This window comes from Marinococcus sp. LNSP9103-4, from assembly GCF_056034345.1.
The window spans coordinates 38,836-52,601 of sequence record NZ_JBQLIA010000015.1 but is presented as its reverse complement, the minus strand read 5'-3'; the positions used below and the strand labels follow the sequence as shown (position 1 = coordinate 52,601).

14 protein-coding genes are annotated in these 13,766 nt (G+C 46.6%); 7 read left to right on the top strand and 7 right to left on the bottom strand.

Features of this window, described 5'->3' with window-relative positions:
• The first annotated feature begins 115 nt into the window (after positions 1–115).
• The 4 genes from ACTRXG_RS11090 to ACTRXG_RS11075 all read left to right on the top strand — a co-directional run bounded on the left by ACTRXG_RS11090 (position 116) and on the right by ACTRXG_RS11075 (position 4,186).
• On the top strand, positions 116–1,108 hold the full coding sequence (locus ACTRXG_RS11090) for a LacI family DNA-binding transcriptional regulator (protein ID WP_474284980.1): 993 nt from the start codon (positions 116–118) through the stop codon (positions 1,106–1,108).
• Positions 1,109–1,271: 163 nt separating this feature from the next.
• On the top strand, positions 1,272–2,312 hold the full coding sequence (locus tag ACTRXG_RS11085) for a FecCD family ABC transporter permease (RefSeq protein WP_474284979.1): 1,041 nt from the start codon (positions 1,272–1,274) through the stop codon (positions 2,310–2,312).
• Positions 2,313–3,347 (top strand): FecCD family ABC transporter permease, encoded by a 1,035-nt coding sequence (locus ACTRXG_RS11080; protein WP_474262492.1) that lies wholly within the window; start codon positions 2,313–2,315, stop codon positions 3,345–3,347.
• Between the two features lie 29 nt (positions 3,348–3,376).
• Positions 3,377–4,186: an ABC transporter ATP-binding protein gene (locus tag ACTRXG_RS11075; protein ID WP_474284977.1), complete on the top strand. Its 810-nt coding sequence runs from the start codon at positions 3,377–3,379 to the stop codon at positions 4,184–4,186.
• A gap of 37 nt (positions 4,187–4,223) precedes the next feature.
• On the opposite strand, the gene ACTRXG_RS11070 is transcribed toward ACTRXG_RS11075, so the two are convergent.
• From ACTRXG_RS11070 to ACTRXG_RS11055, 4 genes are all read right to left on the bottom strand, one after another.
• Positions 4,224–4,697 (bottom strand): GNAT family N-acetyltransferase, encoded by a 474-nt coding sequence (locus ACTRXG_RS11070; RefSeq protein ID WP_474262494.1) that lies wholly within the window; start codon positions 4,695–4,697, stop codon positions 4,224–4,226.
• Positions 4,694–5,542, bottom strand: coding sequence for a phosphotransferase family protein (locus ACTRXG_RS11065; RefSeq protein WP_474284976.1), 849 nt, complete (start codon positions 5,540–5,542; stop codon positions 4,694–4,696). Before ACTRXG_RS11065 ends, ACTRXG_RS11070 begins: the two co-directional genes overlap by 4 nt.
• 124 nt (positions 5,543–5,666) lie before the next feature.
• Positions 5,667–5,975 carry a hypothetical protein gene (locus tag ACTRXG_RS11060; RefSeq protein ID WP_322526122.1) on the bottom strand — a complete coding sequence of 103 codons (309 nt, stop codon included), beginning with the start codon at positions 5,973–5,975 and terminating at the stop codon, positions 5,667–5,669.
• 175 nt (positions 5,976–6,150) lie between these two features.
• Positions 6,151–6,462: a hypothetical protein gene (locus ACTRXG_RS11055; RefSeq protein ID WP_474284975.1), complete on the bottom strand. Its 312-nt coding sequence runs from the start codon at positions 6,460–6,462 to the stop codon at positions 6,151–6,153.
• A gap of 213 nt (positions 6,463–6,675) precedes the next feature.
• On the opposite strand from ACTRXG_RS11055, the gene ACTRXG_RS11050 reads away from it, so the two are divergent.
• On the top strand, positions 6,676–7,680 hold the full coding sequence (locus tag ACTRXG_RS11050) for an acyltransferase family protein (protein ID WP_474284974.1): 1,005 nt from the start codon (positions 6,676–6,678) through the stop codon (positions 7,678–7,680).
• 103 nt (positions 7,681–7,783) lie between these two features.
• Positions 7,784–8,770, top strand: a complete 987-nt coding sequence (locus ACTRXG_RS11045; protein WP_474284973.1) for an alpha/beta hydrolase fold domain-containing protein — start codon at positions 7,784–7,786, stop codon at positions 8,768–8,770.
• A 72-nt stretch (positions 8,771–8,842) separates the two neighbouring features.
• Here the strand turns inward: ACTRXG_RS11045 and ACTRXG_RS11040 are convergent, their stop codons facing one another.
• Both ACTRXG_RS11040 and ACTRXG_RS11035 read right to left on the bottom strand, forming a co-directional pair.
• Entirely contained in the window at positions 8,843–9,544 is a 702-nt protein-coding gene (locus ACTRXG_RS11040) for an SDR family NAD(P)-dependent oxidoreductase (RefSeq protein WP_474284972.1), read from the bottom strand.
• Between the two features lie 124 nt (positions 9,545–9,668).
• Positions 9,669–9,968, bottom strand: coding sequence for a hypothetical protein (locus ACTRXG_RS11035; protein ID WP_474284971.1), 300 nt, complete (start codon positions 9,966–9,968; stop codon positions 9,669–9,671).
• Between the two features lie 545 nt (positions 9,969–10,513).
• Here ACTRXG_RS11035 and ACTRXG_RS11030 point away from each other — a divergent pair.
• Positions 10,514–10,813, top strand: a complete 300-nt coding sequence (locus ACTRXG_RS11030; protein WP_474284970.1) for a hypothetical protein — start codon at positions 10,514–10,516, stop codon at positions 10,811–10,813.
• A gap of 66 nt (positions 10,814–10,879) precedes the next feature.
• Here the strand turns inward: ACTRXG_RS11030 and ACTRXG_RS11025 are convergent, their stop codons facing one another.
• Positions 10,880–13,759, bottom strand: coding sequence for a DEAD/DEAH box helicase (locus tag ACTRXG_RS11025; protein WP_474284969.1), 2,880 nt, complete (start codon positions 13,757–13,759; stop codon positions 10,880–10,882).
• Between the last annotated feature and the right edge of the window lie 7 nt (positions 13,760–13,766).

The following is a 13,766-nucleotide window of genomic DNA, read 5'->3' as shown; positions in this document are numbered from 1 at the left end:
TTTTAATAGATTATTTAATTATAAATTATAAGTTAACGTTTTCATAAAAGACGCCCTTGTGAAATAAGTTATAATAGAATTAGAAGAATGTTTGTTTGAGGGAGAGAAGGTGCCTATGTCCAGCATCAAAGATGTCGCAAAATTATCCGGAGTTTCCGTGACCACTGTTTCAAGAGTTATGAACAACCGCGGCTATATTGGAAAAGAAACAAGAAACCGGGTGGAAAAAGCTATGAAGGAGCTTGATTACCAGCCGAACCAGATCGCCCGGTCGCTGCAGCGCAGCCGTTCGGGGTTAATCGGCGTGATTGTGCCGGACCTGGCACATCCATTCTTTTCTGAACTGATTAATGAAATTGAAGCTTACGCAATTGGCCGGCATTACAAAATCATCGTCTGTAATTCTCTGCACGATGCCGAAAAGGAAGCCAATTATATAAATATGCTCCGCCAGAATCGGGCGGACGGTATTATTGTATGCAGTCATACATTGTCTACCGAAAAATATGAACATGAAGAAATGCCGGTCATCTCCTTTGACCGCGTGATTTCCCCTTCTATTCCCTATGTCGCCAGTGATAACTATCAGGGCGGAGAGATTGCCACCAGACACCTCATTGAGAGCGGGTGCAAAAAAATCCTTCATATTTCGGGACCGCTCGAATACGATCTGCTTGCCAACCGGCGCAAGGACGCCTTTGAAATAACAGCTATGAAAGCAGGCGTCGCTTATAGGAGTATCGAAGGTGCCTATATTGAAGCGACCTTTGAAGATAATTATAAATTTATTGAAGAACAGATCAGTACTGTTCTTAAAAATTATGACGGCATCTTCTGCAGTAACGATCTGCTCGCTTACGCGTTATATGTTTATGCCTCAAGACATCATATCCATGTACCTGATGAACTGAAAATTATCGGCTATGACAATCACAGCTTCACCCGTATGCTGCAGACACCCAGGCTGACTACCATTCAGCAGCCACTCGATAAATTGGGAGAATCGCTTGCATTTTCCTTAATCAATAATATTGAACCGCAGGATGACCGAAAGCATAATCAAAACATCGTCCTCGACGTTCAGTTGATTAAAGGTGACACAACCTGAAAAATAATAAAACAACTTCCCTCTTGGAAAAGGCGGAAGTTGTTTTATTTGCTCTGCTTATACAGGAAAACATGGACAGAAAGAAATTCAGCTGATATGATAAATATTGATTGATAATGATTATCACTACTGAATGACTTTTTAATGTTGAAAGAGGATAAAAATGCGTCAACAAACGGAACCCTCCACCTATAAAGACGATATTACTTCACGTCCTGTAACAGCTGTACTAATGTTTATTGCCGGCCTTCCTATACTTGGATTTATTTTTTTGCTTTCGATTTCTGTCGGCGCTGCAGACGTGGAAATTGGTACTGTTTGGAACGCATTGTTTCACTATGACGCTTCCCTGAATGATCACGTCGTGATCCGCGAGCTTCGTCTTCCAAGGGCTATCGCAGATATTATTGTCGGTGCCTGCTTCGCCGTAGCCGGAGCCATTATGCAGGGAATGACAAGAAATCCACTGGCCGAATCCGGGATTCTCGGCATCAACGCAGGTTCAATTTTTATGGTGGCAGTCTGTTTTGCATTTCTGCCGGGTCTTTCTTATAACCTGTTGATTGTTTTTTCTTTTTTAGGCGCGGCGATCAGCATGGGACTGATTTTTGGCATTGCTTCGCTTTCACGCATCGGCCTGACGCCTCTTCGCATGGTACTTGCCGGGGCGGCGATTAACGCCCTGTTCACTGCGTTAAGTGAAGGCATTGCCATTCACTTTGATCTCAGCCAGGATATTGCTTTCTGGTATGCCGGCGGACTGTCCGGCGTCCGGTGGGAACAGCTGCTGCCAGCCCTCCCGTGGATGGGGGGAGCGCTTTTGTTTGCGGTAGTTCTGTCGCGCTCCGTCACTATTTTAAGCCTTGGGGACGATATTGCTTCAGGTCTTGGGCAGCGTGTCGGCCTGATCAAATTACTCTGCACACTTGCCGTTTTGTTTCTCGCCGGCATTGCCGTGTCTATTGCGGGTCCTATTGGATTTGTCGGCCTCGTTATTCCTCACGTTGTCCGGTTTTTCGTAGGAGTCGACTACCGGGCTATCATTCCGTGCTCAATCGTCGTGGGCGGGATTTTTATGTCGCTCGCCGATATCGGTGCCCGGATTATTAATCCGCCGTACGAAACCCCTCTCGGCTCTTTATTCGCGCTTATCGGTGTGCCGTTCTTTTTATACATTGCGCGCCGCGAGAGGAGGGAGCTCTAAATGCATTCTATATTTTCCGGCGAATGGGAACGAAAGCGCCGCCGACGGCGCATTTTCGTATTCAGCTTCCTCGCCATTCTAATATTTATCGTACTGCTGTTCAGCATGAATTCCGGTGTTACCCCGCTGGGACCGTTTGAAGTGTTAAAGACGCTCTTCGGGTTTGGCGACAGCAACCAGAACCTCGTCCTATTTCAGTTCCGTCTTCCCCGGATCGTTATCGCGCTTCTTGTCGGAGCGGCTCTTGCCGTTTCAGGATGCGTACTGCAGGGAATCTCCCGTAACAGTCTGGCCGATCCGGGTATTCTCGGCATTACTACTGGAGCCGGTTTGTTTGTAGTTTTATATATTTCGTTTTTCAGCTCGATTGACGCCGCTTCACCGTATCTACTTCCGGTATTCGCGCTTTTTGGCGGCCTGCTGGCTGCGGCATTAATTTATATTCTTGCCTACGACCGGCAGCTCGGCCTCGTACCGATGAGAATGATACTGACTGGCATCGCAGTAGCTGCCGGGCTGAATGCACTGATGACCGTTCTCATGCTGCGTCTGCAGCCGGAGCAGTTTGACTTTGTCGCTATATGGCTGGCTGGAAGAATTTACGGGTCCACCTGGCCTTATGTATATTCGTTTCTTCCCTGGTTTATTATATTATCGATTTTCATTTACTACCGGTGGCGCGCGCTCGATACTCTCACATTCGGCGAACAGATGGCAAAAGGGCTCGGCCTCCGAGTGGAAAAAGAGCGTCTTTTACTTACCTTCGCGTCAGTGGCGCTTGCGGCATCGGCTGTTTCTGTCAGCGGCGGCATTGGCTTTGTCGGACTGATCGCTCCTCATATAGCACGGAGGCTGATCGGCCCCAATCATGCGCTGGCTCTCCCTGCCTCGGCGCTTCTCGGAGGTCTTCTGCTTTTGTTTGCGGACACACTCGGCCGCACTATCATTCAACCTTCGGAAATTCATGCAGGGATTGTCGTTGCCGTTATTGGCGCTCCTTATTTCCTATACCTGCTTGCCAGAAGCAATGTCTAACTTTATCACCCTGAAAGGATGTTTATGCGATGATCGAAACAGATCAACTCCATATTGGTTATGATCAGCAGACAATCGTAAACGATTTAAATATTGAGATTCCTTCTGGTAAAATTACCGCGCTCGTCGGCGCAAATGGTTCCGGAAAGTCTACCATTCTAAAGGCCCTTTCCAGGCTGATGAAGCCCTCGAAGGGTGTCGTTTACTTAAACGGCAGCTCCATTCACAGCCAAAAAACAAAAGAACTCGCCAAACAGATGGCCATTCTTCCCCAAAACCCTGAAGCGCCGCAGGGCTTAACGGTTACGGAGCTTGTAACGTACGGTCGGGCCCCCCATCAGCGCGGTTTTGGTTCCTTAAAAGCCCATGATAAAGAAATGATCGGCTGGGCAATTGAAATCACCGGCATGCGCGAATTCGCCCACCGCCCAATTGATCATTTATCCGGCGGGCAGCGCCAACGGGCGTGGATTGCCATGGCTCTGGCCCAGGAAACCCACACCCTGTTCCTGGATGAGCCTACCACCTTTCTCGATATGGCCCATCAGATGGAAGTGCTGAACATTCTTGAAAAGCTAAATGTCCAGGAGCACCGGACGATCGTGATGGTCGTGCATGATTTGAATCATGCCAGCCGCTACGCTCACCATATTGTAGCCATCAAACACGGTAATGTTGTAAAGACCGGTACACCTCACGAGGTGATGGAAGCAGGAATTATCGAAAAAGTGTTTGGTATTAAAAGCGATATTATTAAAGACCCCCGTTCCGGAATGCCGCTCTGTCTTCCTTATAATTTATGCGAGGAACAGGGAGCTTCCCCGATATTTGGGTCCTAAAAAGAGAGCCGGCATAATGATGCCTGGCTCTCTTCTGCTATAACCATTTTCTTAGATGCCACTCGTCACGGATAGTTATCCCGTTCACACCGACAAGCGGGATGGAAGGCTTATCCTCCCGCGCTCTTCTGGCGGCATCAACATGTACACTCGCCAGCTGAAAGCCCCGGCGCCGGTAAAAACGAAGCGCGTATTCATTCTCATTTGTAATAACGACCCGCAGGTCTTTCACTCCCGCTTTTTTTAAATACTCTTCTGTATACATAAGCAGGCGGCTCGCATGTCCCTGTTTCTCAATTATACTGTCCAAAGACACAATTAAACCGATGCTGCCTTCGTATGTATAAGTAATCGCTGCGGCAAGTACGCCCTCCTCCTGGACACAGAATCCTTCAAGCTCCGGCAGTACATACGTTTGATTATTAACATGCATTTCATTTGTTTCCCAGCAGGTGGCAAAAAAATCCTTTTTCTTCTGCCAGTCAATTTCTTTCATTGGTTGAATGTTCACAGCGTTTCCCCCTTTTCCCAATTGCTGGTCAATGTCCATTCCAGCCGTTTGATCCATCGGCGCTGAATAGCTTCCGGAGAACGTTTTACCCGGCCAAGCGCCCGGTAAATCACAGCAAGACTATAGGCTTTAATGTTTTCATCTGTAATCTTCATTGTACGAATATTTACGTACGTCTCTAAAAATGCACGACGGAGTTCGCTGTACCTTTCAGGGGCGTGGAATGCTGCGTTCCATAATGCCCAGCTGATGTCTATCATCGGATCGTTCCATCCGGCCCACTCCCAATCGATCAGGACTGCTCTATGGCTTTCGTTCAGAATCATATTGTGCGGCCCCGCATCTCCGTGAACGAACGTAATTTCCCCAGGTGTCCGTGCCTCCCAGGCTTCTACAGCCTGCTGATGCATGCCCCGTGGAGGCAGCGTATCTATACCCAGCTGCAAAGGCTCCGCATTCCGGTCATACTCCCGAACCTTCCCAGAACGGCTGTGTACCTCAGAAGCAAGCACGGCAGCAAGCTTTTTATAGGCTTCAAGCCAGAGGGAAGAGTGAGGCGGCAGTTTAGAGATATTTTCTCCGCGGTGATAGCTTTGCATAAATGAAAAATAGCCCTCTGATTCCAGACAGCCCGCTGGATCCGGGAGAAAGGATCCGCCCTGCAGCTGTTCGAGCACTTCATACTCCCTACGCAGATAACTGCCGCGCCCTTTCTCAATTTTCAATACACGCTGTCTCGACGTCTGGGTAACCAAAAAGGTGTGGTGGCTGAACCCTCCCGTCAAACGTTCGCTCGCGAACGGGCCAATGATTTTTTCCCATTCCTTTTTTATATCTATCAGCATGTGTCATCTTCCATTCTGTCATTCTCTGTGTTCTGCTTTTTTCTTTCCCGTTCAGGCCCTTCCAGAACCATTTTTTACCCAAGGAGCAAAAAAAGACCCGGGACATTTCCCGGGCACCGGCTGTTTAACTTCCTACAAGCTTTAATGCTTCTTCGCCCTTAATACTGACGCTTACCTTCCCGTCGCTTTTTAATACCCTGGTAATGTTCGCTTTGCCGATCCGTGCACTGTTTCGTTCTGTATAAAAAATCATGCTGCGTACATCACAGTTCTCATACATTTCTTCAAACAGCTCGATGTGATGAGGGTTTTCAAGCTCTACATACCACACTTCTGCCGGCTCGTAATCATATACAGTTAAAAGTCCTTTATCGAACGTCAATGGTGTTTGTGCGTGTTCAAACTTCAGTCTCGTTAAGCGATACTCCTTCATCGGTAACGCCCCCCTTAATGAGTTCCAAAGACTTCTACTCCGGGTCTGTGTTTTATTGTTTTCCCTATTTTCACACATTTTAAAAGTGATTTAAAGCGCTTACATTCTTTTCTATCTTTCAGCTGTGTGAAGGGCAGCCGGTATAAGCGCTCATTCAGTCCCACAGGTATTTTTATTACTGTTTGCTTCCCAGGAGCCTCAGTTCTCCACTTCCTTTAAAGCTCACACTCACTCCCGGGCTGCTTTCTGTTACTCTGGTGACTTTAGCGAAGCCGATTCTTGCGCTGTGGCCATCAGTAAAAAAAACCACTTCCTCTTCTGTATCTTTTTTCTTCCATTCATGTAATAATTCCAACTCTGAAGGCTGTTCAATCTCGGCATACCATATACTGGCTTCATCGTCATAAATAGTCAGCGATCCCCGTGAAATATTGATCGTTTTCGCTGAATGTTCGAGCTTTATTTTTGTGAGACGGAATTCCTGCATGAGGTTAGACCCCTTTCTGCGGTTATTTGCGGTATTGCTTCAGTTCGTCGTATACAATGGCAGTATACAGGGTATGTGAGATAGTATATTGTTTTTGATATCAGCTCCTTTTACTTTTTTACATACATTTGCGATAGTTCTCGCTTTTTCTCCGTGATATGCTGTATCTTTCAGCATTTCTGACACTAAAATTAACAGTTGACGCAGGTGATAATGATGAATCAGCACTTTGAATGGGTGAATATTGCCAAAGGTCTCGGCATAATTCTCGTTGTCCTCGGGCACGCTCCTATTGATGATATTCTACGCCAGTATATTTTCGCCTTTCATATGCCTTTGTTCTTTCTTTTATCCGGGGTTACATTTAAAGGCGGTTATACTGATCTTCGGCCGGTCGATTTCGCCAGGAAAAAAGGCCGCTCACTGCTTATACCTTATTTTACCTTCTCCATCATTACATATACATTCTGGTTTTTTCTCGAGCGTCCTCTTCTGGGTAAAGATGACGTTGACGCTATTATTCCCGCTCTTGGTATCTTTTACTCTGCCGGAGACAACTACCTGCTCACCTACAATCCGGCTATATGGTTTTTGACCTGCCTGTTTGTCGTCGAGGTTGGCTTTTACCTGCTGCTCAAATACGTGCCGTGGAACATTGTCCGCGTTTTCAGCATTGTTGCTGTCGCTGCGGCAGGATATTTTTCCACGCGCTGGTTTGACTCCATGCTCCCATGGAGCATTCAAGTAGCTACTGTGGCTGTATTATTTTTTGGACTCGGTTATTTATTAAAGGCCCACACAAAAATATTCGAACACTCCTTCGGCTGGGTGGCGGCGGCCGTAACACTGAGTTTGATTTATCCGCTCATTCAATTTACGAACCGGATCGACATGCGCTCCGGGGAATACGAGTCTATTCCTATCTTCATTTCCACTTCTCTGCTCGGCATTGCGGGTATTTTATTTTTAAGCTTCCGTCTGGCAGGAAAAAGCCGCATCCTCAGTTATTTGGGACAGAACTCACTGATCATTTTTGCTTTACATTTTATGATTTTCGCCATCATTCGTATCACGCTTCAATACGGCTTCGGTATTGAAGGCAATCCTATGCCTATTACTTCTTTATGGGGAATTATGTTTACTGTAGTTACGCTTATCATCAGTGTGCCTTTCGTATATTTAATTAAAAACAAAGCGCCATTTCTTATCGGCAAATAACACCCCGGCCTCCTTCTGGACCGAAAACTGTAAACAATCAAATACCTGTGTTAAGATAATACGTATTGGCTCTTACGAAGCAATTTTTAAGGAAGGTCGATGCATGAAAAGACAAACACCAAAGAAAAAATTACATTACTGGATTTTAAGCCTTTTGGGTCTTTTCGCTGCAGGATTTTCTGCGTTTATCCTTTACACAAGCTGGCACGAGGACCGCTCGGTAATGTCCGTAGTGACAAACCTTGCTGACGGCTCAACCGGCAAAGACGGGCCTTATCCGGACAGGCCGGAGTACCAGCTTCCCGAAGAAACTGAGGCCCGTTACGATTACGAAAAAATGACATTAAACGGCATGGACAACTATGTACTCGATAACGAACAGCCCGCAGAAAAGAAAATCATTTATCTGCACGGGGGCGGCTATGTCAGTCAGCCGAACCCCCGTCATTTTCAGTGGCTTGCAGGAGTGCAGGATCAGACCGATAGCACGGTAATGCTTCCTGTTTATCCAAAAGCCCCGCAGCATCAACATGAAGAGACCTTCGAAAAGCTGGTGCCTCTCTATATGCAGACACTTGAAAACACAGAAGCTGAAAATATTATCATTATGGGGGACTCCGCCGGCGGAGGACTGGCTCTCGCCTTTGCCCAAGAGCTAAACCGCCAGGGCATCGAACAGCCGGGAGATATTATTATGCTTTCTCCGTGGCTTGACGTCAGCATGACAAATCCCGGCATCCAGGATTTAACTTCGGCAGATCCTTTTCTTGATCTGGAATGGCTGCTGAACGCCGGAGCTTCCTATGCCGGAGACGCCGATTTGAGAAATCCGATGGTAAGTCCGATTTATGGAGATATGACCGGACTTGGAGATATGACTTTAATTGTTGGCACTCATGAATTGTTTCTTGCGGATGCCCGGAAGTTTTCTGAGATTACTGACGAGAAAAACATTCCCATCAACTACTATGAGTATCCGGAAATGCCTCATGTGTTTCAGCTCCAGGACACCGACGAAGGCCGCCGGGCCACACAGCAGATAGTTAACATCATTAACGACGATGCAGAGGATACCTCCACCACAGATTAAGGTGGAGGTATTTTTGTGGTTAATGAGAGAATTTTTTCAATAAAAAAACGCACTCCGGGAGGTGCGCCTGCTTTAAAAATCCAGTTCGTCCTTATCACGGAAAAACTTTCCGTTTGGTCCATCTTCGTCAAGCTGGGCAAGCCACAAAATACCTTCCATTGCTTCAGCCGGCTTTCGCTTAGCTTTTTCTCCGCCCAAATCAGTCTGTACCCATCCCGGGCTGACCGAATTCACTTTTACATCTTTTTTCCGCACCGCTCCGGCGAACAGCCGTGTCAGAGCATTTAATCCGTATTTAGAGGATTTATACGCGCCGCCCATCGGGGCATCCATAGTGCCGGAAACTCCGATTTCAGCAGCTATATTTACGATACGTCCATAGCCTGCTTCGAGCATGGAGGGCATAAAGCTCCTCATCGTAAAAAACGGGCCGAAGTAATTTGTTAATTGAATGTCTTCGAACGTCTCTGGTTCAATATCAACGATAGACTGCTTTTGATCCGGAAAAATTCCGGCATTATTTACAAGCACATCAAGTTTTCCGTCTTCATCCAGAATTTGTTTTTTTACCGCCTCCACCATATCAGGGAGACCGACATCGAGTGCAATAAACTGCACGTCGAGGTCTTCATCCTGTAATGCTTTTGCTGCTTCTCTTCCCGCATTCTCGTCTCTTGCTCCAAGCCATACTTTGAAGCCGCTTTGAGCTAACTGCCGGCAGGCTTCCAGTCCAATACCGCGATTCCCGCCAGTCACCAGCGCGTTCTTTTTCATTAAATACTCCTCCTCCCAGTCTACCTGCTCTTCTATACCCTAAGGAAGAGCCGCCTAGTCCGGGAAGCAGAGTAATAAAATAGATATATTCCATGTACGTTAAATCTGAAAAAAGCAAGCTGTTTTACATACTTCCCAGGCCATGAGCCGCCCAGGCGAAGAGGCCATTTAAAACAGCAAGCATCAGCAGCAGCCTTGAAAATCTTTGGTTATTCCTCCACTCCCATGCAGCGCCAATAACACCCACGCCGGCGGAAACCACCCAGGCAGAAATGAATATTTTTTCTGCTGGAGCCTGGGGCAGTATAGTATAAAAACCAGTAAGAAAAAGCACCCACTGCGTAGCAAGTATACCTAACGCTGCAATGCTGAACTTTTTTATTTCTCCGTCTATGTGAATCACCGGCCATGAACTTCCAATCATGATCTCCTCCCCACCAGTAAGCTTAGAATAAAAATGCTTCTTCAAGCTCCCAATCTATTAACATATTTTACCATAATTATTTATGTGCATATGATATGTTTAATAACCAAAGAATATGGCAATATGTGTAGCATATCTTCAAAAAGCCTTAATAGCGGGAATGAATATTTACACTTTCTTCCGAATTTCATATAGGCATCAGTTCAAAAGCTGATCGTCAATTCTGAAACGAAAAGGAACGAATTGCTATCAGCTATCCTGCTTCCGCACTAACTGCATAATTGGCAACAGTGGCCTGGCCAATAACCGGGCCAAAAGCCAGAAAAAGGGTGTGAGCTCTTTTTCTGGCTTTTTGTATTTTTAAGATAAAACAAGTAAGAAAGGACAGACACTAATATGGCCATATTTTTCACACTTCTCTGCGGCGTTTCCTGTTATGGACTGCTGCTTTGGGACCGCCTAAACACAAACAGCCAGAAGAAAAGCGAATAATCAATATCTCTAACATTGTCTGCTGTATTTCAGCTAAAGGAGGGAAAGAATCTATGCTGCGGAGCATTTTCGATTACAAAACAGAAAAAACACTTAAGGAGTTTAACCATTTGGCGGGTGCCCCTGTAGATAGACGACTAAAAAGCAACCAGCCCTTCACTCTTCACCTTACTCCCGCCCAAACAGAACGATTAAAGTCTCATATGGCTTTTCTGCATAATGAAAGGCTTGTGTACGTTTCCCTGATGAGAGAGGAGGCCTCTTTAGAAGCTTATTCAAAAGACGAAATTATTCCTGTACGACTCGTGCCACTTCCAGGGCTGTGGAAGCTCAAGGAACGAAGAGAAGCTTAGTATTATTCAACAGCCTATTAAAGAAGCCAGAAGATTAAGTACTGCATGCTCAGTTTGTTTTGTATTTTAATCACTGTGCAGGTAACGGTACAGATCAGCATCGATTTCTTCATTTAATTGAAGCTTCAACCGCACAACCGGAATTGATTTTCCGTTTTTATCCTGCATGGATGTATCTTCTTCCGTGTGCTTCAGCGGGCGTGCTTCGCCCATGTAATAAAACTCACGGCCTTCATCATCATCTTTTTTCACAAAGATATAAATGCGGTTACCGTGTTTATCTGCATCGATAATTTCCTGAACTTCCCTGGAGGCAGTGGTCCGGTTACTCCTTGTATACCACTGCAGCTCTTTGCGGCTAATAAACTCATCCTCGTAATTAATATTTGCTTCCACGTCTTCCGGCTTATGGTACGTAATAAAAATAGGAGTGGTGCCGTATTTCGTTTTATACCCATATATGGTTGAGCTTTCATCGTTTTCCCAATTCAGCAGCCGGCATACGTCCTTACGGGAATATTTTTGGTACAGCGTAAACGGCGGCCTGCCGTATTGTTCATTCTTCAGTTCCGCACAGGAAAGCACGTCTTCCACGAGCACGCTGAACCAGGGTGAACCGGCGAGCGCTTCTTTCATCGCTGCGTGCCACATGATGGTTCCTTTCGCCTCTTCAATCAACGGGGTTCTGCCGTACCTTTTCTGATAAGGATCTGTGAAAAAATCCGTCGTTAAAAGCCTCTTCACTGAGACGGCCGCTGCCTTTGTTCCAGCGTCCCCTGACGCCTGCACAATATGCTCTATTTCTCCCGTGGTAATGCGGCCATGCTTGAGAAGATGCCGAAGTACTTCCACTTCATGCAGGCGTTTTCCGTTAATAAATTCCGCCGAAATGAGATACAGGAGCTGATCCTCAAGCGGAGACAGCCGGGGGACCTCTTCCTTCAATTTGCCCAGAAAACGGTGATAGCTTCCATATTTAGAAGTGATCACCTCCGGATCCACGGCATTCTGCTGCAGAAAATCCTTTAAAAGCGGCATCCTTCCGATACGCTGCTTCACATTCATATAAGATTCCTTCAGCTTTCGCATTTCCTGCAGGTTCGTCTGATCGATAGCAGCAAACACCTTCTTCTTGGCAACCTCTTCAAAATTAATCGAGGAAACGCCCTGAACAAAGCTGTTGGTCTGCATCCGCCGCCGAATATGATCTTTATTCAGCGAACGGTCGCCGGAGAGCGCCACCGGAATCAGGTAGTTATTTTTATAATTGCCGATAAAATCCACGACGGTTACGAAATCCTTGGCGGGATCCTTGCGGAGACCTCTCCCAAGCTGCTGGGTAAAGATAATGCTCGACTGCGTCTGCCGGAGCATGACAACCTGGTTGACACCCGGTATATCAATGCCTTCATTGAATATGTCCACAGTAATAATATATTCAATCACGCCGTTTTCAAGACGGTTCACCTGCTTCCACCGCTCCTCCTGCGAATGGGCACCCGTCAGCACTACGGTATTCCGCCCTTTTTGGTTCATGAGGGCTGACAGCTCTTCTGCCTCCTTGTTCCGGCTGCAGAAAATCAGTCCACGCACCGTCTCCCCGGAATAACCGTAATAATGGATTTTTTCGAGCAGGTGTTCTACACGCTCCTCCGACACAAGCCGGCTCAAATCTGTCGTCTGATCAATCACTTCTCCGTCCTTCTCATAATCGGTCACCCCAAAATAATGAAAAGGACAGAGCATTTCTTCTTCAAGCGCTTCCTGCAGCCGTATTTCATAAGCCACCTGATAGTCAAACAGAGCGAAGATATTTACATCATCGCTTCGCTCCGGTGTCGCTGTCATACCAAGTAAAAATGATGGCTGAAAATAATCGATAACCTTTTGATACGATGCAGCCCCTGCTTTATGTACTTCATCGATTAAAATATAATCAAACGCTTCAAGGTCAAACTGCTGCAGGTGAATATCCCTTGAAATTGTTTGTATCGTTGCAAACACGTAGCGGGCCTCCGTGTCCTGGCCGGCGCCGGTATATAACCCAAAATTCTCTGTGCGGCCGCCGAGAACTTCGGCGAAGTCGTCCTTTGCTTTCCGGAGAATCTGCTCCCGGTGTACGATAAACAGCATCTTTCGGGGCCGGTACTTTCGTACATCGAATGCGGCTAAATACGTTTTTCCGGTACCTGTTGCTGAGATGACGAGCCCCTTTTGCTGCCCGGCTGTTCTCAAGTCCTCCAATTCCTTCAAAGCTGCCTGCTGCATTTTATTCGGCTTGATTTCCAGTGCTTCCTTCATTGCGTTCCGGTCAATCCAGGCTGGAGAAAGCTCGGCAATCTTCTCCTGGGCCTGCGGGCGATACAGCTGCTGATACTTTTCTATCCATTCCTTTGTCAACGGTATGGCCTGCGACCAGGTATCCTCAAACTGCTCCCGGAAGTGATGAATCACCTCTCCGTTTTCATGAGAATGCAGCTTAATGTTCCATTCGTAGTTCACCTTCAGCGCATGCACCGTCAGGTTCGAGCTCCCGACCATCAGCGAATAGTGGTCGTTATGCTTAAATACATACCCTTTGGAATGAAACCCGTCAATTTCCGCTAAGCGCACTTCCACATTCGTAATTTTCAGCAGCTCCTGAAAGACCTTCGGCTGATTAAACTGCAGAAAGGTGGACGTAAGTATTCTCCCATGCACACCGCGTTCCTTCAGCTCCAGCAGGTGTGTTTTCAGGGTGGCCAGGCCGCTTTCTGTAATAAAGGCGACGGAAAAGAAAAAAGATTCACACCGTTGCAATTCATGAACAAGTGTAGCGAGCACCTCCTCATGCTTTTTTTTATCATTCATCAAAAGCTTTGGTGCATAAGGGCTGCGCTCGTAGCTGCTCTGGTCAATAAAGCCGCGGTATAACGATTCCTGTAATTGACGTACTGTATCCATCATCAATCTC

Bases quoted from the DNA above. Each gene is read 5' to 3' on its own strand.
- ACTRXG_RS11060 (WP_322526122.1), bottom strand. From the start codon at position 5,975: ATGAAGGAGTATCGCTTAACGAGACTGAAGTTTGAACACGCACAAACA.
- ACTRXG_RS11065 (WP_474284976.1), bottom strand. From the start codon at position 5,542: ATGCTGATAGATATAAAAAAGGAATGGGAAAAAATCATTGGCCCGTTC.
- ACTRXG_RS11025 (WP_474284969.1), bottom strand. From the start codon at position 13,759: ATGATGGATACAGTACGTCAATTACAGGAATCGTTATACCGCGGCTTT.
- ACTRXG_RS11090 (WP_474284980.1), top strand. From the start codon at position 116: ATGTCCAGCATCAAAGATGTCGCAAAATTATCCGGAGTTTCCGTGACC.
- ACTRXG_RS11055 (WP_474284975.1), bottom strand. From the start codon at position 6,462: ATGCAGGAATTCCGTCTCACAAAAATAAAGCTCGAACATTCAGCGAAA.
- ACTRXG_RS11030 (WP_474284970.1), top strand. From the start codon at position 10,514: ATGCTGCGGAGCATTTTCGATTACAAAACAGAAAAAACACTTAAGGAG.
- ACTRXG_RS11075 (WP_474284977.1), top strand. From the start codon at position 3,377: ATGATCGAAACAGATCAACTCCATATTGGTTATGATCAGCAGACAATC.
- ACTRXG_RS11040 (WP_474284972.1), bottom strand. From the start codon at position 9,544: ATGAAAAAGAACGCGCTGGTGACTGGCGGGAATCGCGGTATTGGACTG.
- ACTRXG_RS11045 (WP_474284973.1), top strand. From the start codon at position 7,784: ATGAAAAGACAAACACCAAAGAAAAAATTACATTACTGGATTTTAAGC.
- ACTRXG_RS11085 (WP_474284979.1), top strand. From the start codon at position 1,272: ATGCGTCAACAAACGGAACCCTCCACCTATAAAGACGATATTACTTCA.
- ACTRXG_RS11050 (WP_474284974.1), top strand. From the start codon at position 6,676: ATGATGAATCAGCACTTTGAATGGGTGAATATTGCCAAAGGTCTCGGC.
- ACTRXG_RS11035 (WP_474284971.1), bottom strand. From the start codon at position 9,968: ATGATTGGAAGTTCATGGCCGGTGATTCACATAGACGGAGAAATAAAA.
- ACTRXG_RS11080 (WP_474262492.1), top strand. From the start codon at position 2,313: ATGCATTCTATATTTTCCGGCGAATGGGAACGAAAGCGCCGCCGACGG.